The sequence below is a fragment of the uncultured Rothia sp. genome, from assembly GCF_937976295.1.
Taxonomy (GTDB): Bacteria; Actinomycetota; Actinomycetes; order Actinomycetales; family Micrococcaceae; genus Rothia.
Genome location: NZ_CALJRY010000081.1, coordinates 1 through 5,477 on the forward strand (window position 1 = coordinate 1; position 5,477 = coordinate 5,477).

General features: G+C 57.4%; 6 protein-coding genes. All 6 read right to left on the minus strand.

The annotated features are described in order from the left end of the window. Window positions 1–153: 153 nt before the first annotated feature. Window positions 154–375, minus strand: a complete 222-nt coding sequence (gene infA / locus Q0216_RS02135; protein ID WP_005505018.1) for a translation initiation factor IF-1 — start codon at window positions 373–375, stop codon at window positions 154–156. A 286-nt stretch (window positions 376–661) separates the two neighbouring features. After that, window positions 662–1,876 (minus strand): 23S rRNA (adenine(2503)-C(2))-methyltransferase RlmN, encoded by a 1,215-nt coding sequence (rlmN, locus tag Q0216_RS02140; protein WP_044150213.1) that lies wholly within the window; start codon window positions 1,874–1,876, stop codon window positions 662–664. Window positions 1,877–1,996: 120 nt separating this feature from the next. Next, window positions 1,997–2,833, minus strand: coding sequence for a type I methionyl aminopeptidase (gene map / locus Q0216_RS02145; protein WP_298592551.1), 837 nt, complete (start codon window positions 2,831–2,833; stop codon window positions 1,997–1,999). 120 nt (window positions 2,834–2,953) lie between these two features. Further along, window positions 2,954–3,517: an adenylate kinase gene (locus tag Q0216_RS02150; protein WP_005505015.1), complete on the minus strand. Its 564-nt coding sequence runs from the start codon at window positions 3,515–3,517 to the stop codon at window positions 2,954–2,956. Then, on the minus strand, window positions 3,514–4,821 hold the full coding sequence (gene secY, locus Q0216_RS02155; protein ID WP_298592553.1) for a preprotein translocase subunit SecY: 1,308 nt from the start codon (window positions 4,819–4,821) through the stop codon (window positions 3,514–3,516). Before secY ends, Q0216_RS02150 begins: the two co-directional genes overlap by 4 nt. A gap of 282 nt (window positions 4,822–5,103) precedes the next feature. Beyond that, the coding region (rplO, locus tag Q0216_RS02160; protein ID WP_298592555.1) for a 50S ribosomal protein L15 at window positions 5,104–5,477 on the minus strand (374 nt) is incomplete at its 5' end.

Below are 5,477 nucleotides of genomic sequence, written 5' to 3' on the forward strand. Positions count from 1 at the left end.
ATCGGCTTAACGCTCGGCTTGACCTTCATCGCATTCCTTTTGATTGCAACTTGATTACTGGCGAGATAAGAGGTTCCCTCACTTACGTTGGGGAACTGCGTTATCCCTTTGAACACGATTTAAACGCCGCCAGGGGCGACGTTTATCTCGGGTTTACTTGTAACGGTAGACGATACGACCTCGGGAAAGGTCGTAGGGGCTCAGTTCCACTACTACTCGGTCCTCAGGCAGGATGCGAATGTAGTGCTGACGCATCTTGCCCGAGATGTGTGCGAGAACCTTGTGGCCGTTATCCAGCTCAACACGGAACATCGCGTTGGGCAGAGCTTCAACCACAGAGCCTTCAATCTCGATGACGCCGTCTTTCTTAGCCATATCCTCCGCTAACGTCGGTGCCCGTCGCAGGTGCGGCGGGCAAATGTATCTTCCGTCTGTGAGCTCACCGCGGTGAGGTGCTGGGGCGTTTTAAGGCGCACTTAACACTGGCACAGACAACCAACTGTTAACTGTACGGCAAAGACCAGGGAAAAACAACCGTGATTTTTATGACATCAGGCACTTAAGGTTTAAAAGGAAGAAGCCCCTCCCCCACGCTCCAGAAAGCCTTAAGGACTTCCGTCCGAAGGAAAGGGGCACCGCTTATCGGTCACAGCCCAGTTGCTTAGTCTTCCTTAGCGGCAAGCTGACCGCATGCGCCATCAATATCGGAACCGCGAGTATCACGAATAGTCGTCGGAATACCGTGGGCGCGCAGACGCTCCACGAAGTTCTGCTCGACGCCCTTGCGGGATGCCGTCCACTTCGAGCCCGGGGTCGGGTTCAGCGGAATCGGGTTCACGTGCACCCAGCCGCGACCGCGCTGAGCCAGCTTCTTACCGAGCAGATCCGCACGCCAGCCCTGATCGTTAATATCGCGAATCAGCGCGTACTCGATAGAGACGCGACGACCGGTCGTACGGTAGTAGTCGTACGCAGCGTCCAGAGTCTCGTCAACCTTCCAACGCTGGTTAATCGGGATGAGCTCATCACGTAGCTCATCATCCGGGGCGTGCAGAGACAGCGCCAAAGTGATGGGCAGCTTCTCCAGCTCGAACTTACGAATACCCGGCACCAGACCCACGGTCGACATGGTCAGACCGCGCGCAGAAATACCAAGGCCCTCGGGTGAAGGATCAATCAGGCGGTGCACAGCGCCCATGGTTGCCTTGTAGTTAGCGAGCGCCTCACCCATACCCATGAAGACAATATTGGAAACACGCAGCGGACGAGTATCCTCAGAACCGCCTTCTGCTTCTTCCAGGCCCTTCATCTGCTTCAGGTAGCGGGCACCGGCAACGACCTGCTCCACAATTTCCGCAGTGGACAGATTACGAGTCAAACCCTGCTGACCGGTTGCGCAGAAGGGACAGTTCATACCGCAGCCAGCCTGCGAAGAGATGCACATGGTCACTCGGTTGTCATAGCGCATGATGACGGACTCAATGAGTGCACCGTCAAAAAGGCGGTGCACAACCTTCAGGGTGTCACCACCGTCAGCCTCGAGGGTACGGACCGGGGTCAGAAGCTGAGGCATCGCCTGAGCAACCATCTGCTCGCGGTCCTTAGCCGGCAGGTCAGTCATCTCAGCGGGGTCAGTGACCAGGCGCTCAAAATAGTGCTTGGACAGCTGGGATGCACGGAACGACTGGTAGCCAAGTTCCTTCAGAAATTCGCGGCGGCCAGCCATGTCGAAGTCAGCGATATGCTTGGGCGGCTTCGCACGACGCGGTGCCTTCAGGGCGATCTGTCCGGGTGCGGGGCGAACGTTCGAGATTTCAACCGGCACCTTGGTCGCAGCGGGTGCGGTTGCCTCGCCGCTATTGAGAGTTTCGCTCATGGAGCTTCTTCCTTGTGATGTGGATGCTTTAGGATGCGCTATCACGCACCGGACCGGGTTCGCCGGCTTCTTCGAGTGGAGGTGGGGCAGCTAAAGGTGGGGCCCCTCCCCTAGTGGGGCTTAGGCAGGAATCGGAACCGGGGTTACGCCGAAGCGGGCAAGTTCGCTTGCGCCACCATCTTCTGCGGTCAGTACCCAGATACCTTCGCTGTGCACAGCAACGGAGTGCTCCCACTGGCATGCGTCGGAGCCGTCAACGGTCACAACAGTCCAGTCGTCGGAGAGCACCTTGGTTTCGATGGAACCGGTGACGAGCATCGGTTCGATAGCGAAAGCCATACCGGGCTTGATCTTCGGGCCCATGTCACGCACAGCGTAGTTCAGTACGTCCGGTGCCATGTGCATCTGGGAACCGATACCGTGGCCCACGTAGTCTTCAATAATGCCGTACTTATCGCCGTATTCTTCGGTCACGTACGCTTCGATGGCAAGGCCGATTTCGCCGACCTTCTTCGCGGTTGCTAGAGCGGCAATACCGTGCCACATTGCCTCGCGGGTGACGGCGGAGAGCTCGGCACGTGCTTCGCTCACGTTGCCAACCAGTACGGTGCGTGCCGAATCGCCGTGCCACTGGCGGTTGGTAGCGGGATCAATGACGTACGCGCCACCGTCGATAGAGAGAATATCGCCGTCCTTGAGCACGTAGTCGCCGGGGATACCGTGAACAACCTCGTGGTTGACGGAGGTGCACACGGTTGCCGGGTAGTCGTAGTAGCCGTAGAAGTTGGAGGTGCCACCCAGTTCCAGCATGGTGCGCTCAAAGGCGGCGTTCACCTCTGCGGTGGTTACGCCGGGGCGCGCTGCCGCCACTGCCGCATCAAGTGCACGGCTGGTAATGACGCCTGCACGAGCCATCTGCTGAAGCTGTGCATTGGTTTTAATTTCGACTCGTGCCATTCTGACTCCTTAGGTATGTGGGGCTATACGCCCAAGCTTAGAACTCTACAGACAGCACTGTACCCCCGCAAGTCTTTGTGATGCATCATGCACCTCAAATTGCGGGGGTACAGCAGAAAATTACTTCAGAGCGTCGAGGATGCGCTCGGTGACTTCAGCAATCTCGCCGAGGCCGTTAACTTCCTTGACGATGCCGCGTTCGCGGTAGATTGCGATCAGTGGTGCGGTCTCTTCTTCGTAGACCTTCAGGCGGTGACGGATGACCTCTTCGTTGTCATCGGTGCGACCCTGCTCTGCTGCGCGGTTGAGCAGACGCTCGACGAGTTCGTCGTTGTCTGCAACCAGCAGAAGAACGCGGTCGATCTTCTCGCCCTTAGCTTCGAGGATGGAGTCCAGCTCGTGCACCTGGGAGGTGTTGCGGGGGTAGCCGTCGAGCAGGAAGCCGTTGACAACGTCGCTTTCCTCCAAGCGTGCGCGCACCATGTTGTTGGTGACGGAGTCGGGAACCAGGTTGCCGGAGTCGATGTACGACTTTGCTTCCTTGCCCAGTTCGGTCTCTTCCTTGATGTTCTTGCGGAAGATATCACCGGTGGAAATCGCGGGAATCTTCAGCGCTTCAGCGATCTTGACGGCCTGGGTGCCCTTACCGGCACCGGGAGGGCCGACGATGAGCAGACGGTTCATCGGAGCAGTCCTTCGTAGTTTCGTTGTTGGAGCTGAGCGTTGATCTGCTTGAGAGTATCAAGACCAACACCCACCACGATCAGCAGCGAGGCGCCGCCGAACGGGAAATTCTGGTTTGCGTTGAATAGAATAAGCGCTACCAGGGGAATCATGGAAATTACACCCAGGTAAAGTGCGCCAGGCAACGTAATTCGGTTGAGTACGTAGCTGAGGTAACGCTCGGTGGGCTTACCGGCACGAATACCGGGGATGAAGCCACCGTACTTCTTCATATTGTCCGCTACCTCTACCGGGTCGAAGGTGACCGCCACGTAGAAGTACGCGAAGCCAATAATCATGAAGAAGTAGAGAACAATGTACAGCGGGTGGTCACCACGCACCAGGTATGCGTTGATCCAGTTAACCCAGTCGGGCGGGGTGGAGCCGTCGGTGGGGGTGTTGAACTGGGCAATCAGACCGGGCAGAGTCAGCAGGGAAGACGCAAAAATCAGCGGAATCACGCCGGCCATGTTGACCTTCAGCGGAATGTAGGTGCTGGTGCCGCCAATGGTGCGTCGGCCGATCATGCGCTTTGCGTACTGCACGGGGATACGGCGAACGGACTGCTCAACGTAAACCACAGCGAGCATAACCAGCAGGCCGATACCGCAGACAGCTGCGAAGATACCCCAACCGTGGGTGCGCTGGATGGCGCCCATAGCGCTCGGGAAGGAGGATGCAATGGAGGTGAAGATCAGCAGGGACATGCCGTTGCCAACACCGCGCTCGGTAATCTGCTCACCCATCCACATGATGACGGTGGTACCTGCGCACAGGGTGACGATGATTAGCAGGATGTGCAGTACGTCGTCCTGGGGGATGATGCCGGGGCAGTTACCCAGCAGAACGCCGGAGCGCGCCATCGAGACGATGGTGGTTGCGTTCAGCAGAGCAAGAGCGATGGTCAGGTAACGGGTGTACTGGGTAAGCTTCGCCTGACCCTGCGCGCCTTCATCGTGCAGCTCCTGGAATCGCGGGATAACCACGCGCAGCAACTGGATGATAATGGACGCGGTAATGTACGGCATCACGCCGAGGGCAAAGATCGAAAGCTGCAGCAGTGCGCCACCGCTGAAGAGGTTGACGATATCGTAGACGCCACCGCTCGTAACATTGGCGTTCAGACACTGCTGTACATTTCCGTAGGAAACGCCTGGCGCGGGGATGAAAGTGCCCACGCGGTACAGCACAATCATTGCCAGGGTAAACAGCAGCTTACGCCGCAAATCGGCGGTCTTCAAGACTCGCCCGAATGCGCTCAGCACATGTCCTCCTGTAAGTCTATGGGGCGCCCATCCCTCTCAAGGAGTTTTAGGGCGCAGTAAACACATCTTCCAGTCTATCGTGTTTGGAGCGCCTAACGATAACTCCCTAGCAGATTATCTAGCTTTTATATTCTCTTAGCGTGATTTTTGAACACAAAATGTGGTGCACACCAAGCGTACAAATATGCGAATACAGGAATATGCCCCTGTTGCGAGTCTTTTCGAGCAGCAAAAAGCCCCCGTCCGTACAGTATACGGACGGGGGCTTTCTCGTCTTGAAGACTACTTAACGGTTACAGAACCGCCAGCGGCCTCGATCTTCTCGATAGCGGAAGCCGATGCCTTGTCGACAACAACGTTCACCTTGACGGAGATTTCGCCGTTGCCCAGAACCTTCACGAGCTCGTTCTTACGAACGGCGCCCTTAGCAACCAGTGCCTCGACGGTGACGTCGCCACCGTTGGGGAACAGTTCCTGGATGCGGTCCAGGTTAACAACCTGGTACTCGGTGCGGAAGGGGTTCTTGAAGCCGCGCAGCTTCGGCAGGCGCATGTGCAGCGGCAGCTGGCCGCCTTCGAAGCCTGCACGAACCTGGTAACGTGCCTTGGTACCCTTGGTACCGCGACCTGCGGTCTTACCCTTGGAGCCTTCACCGC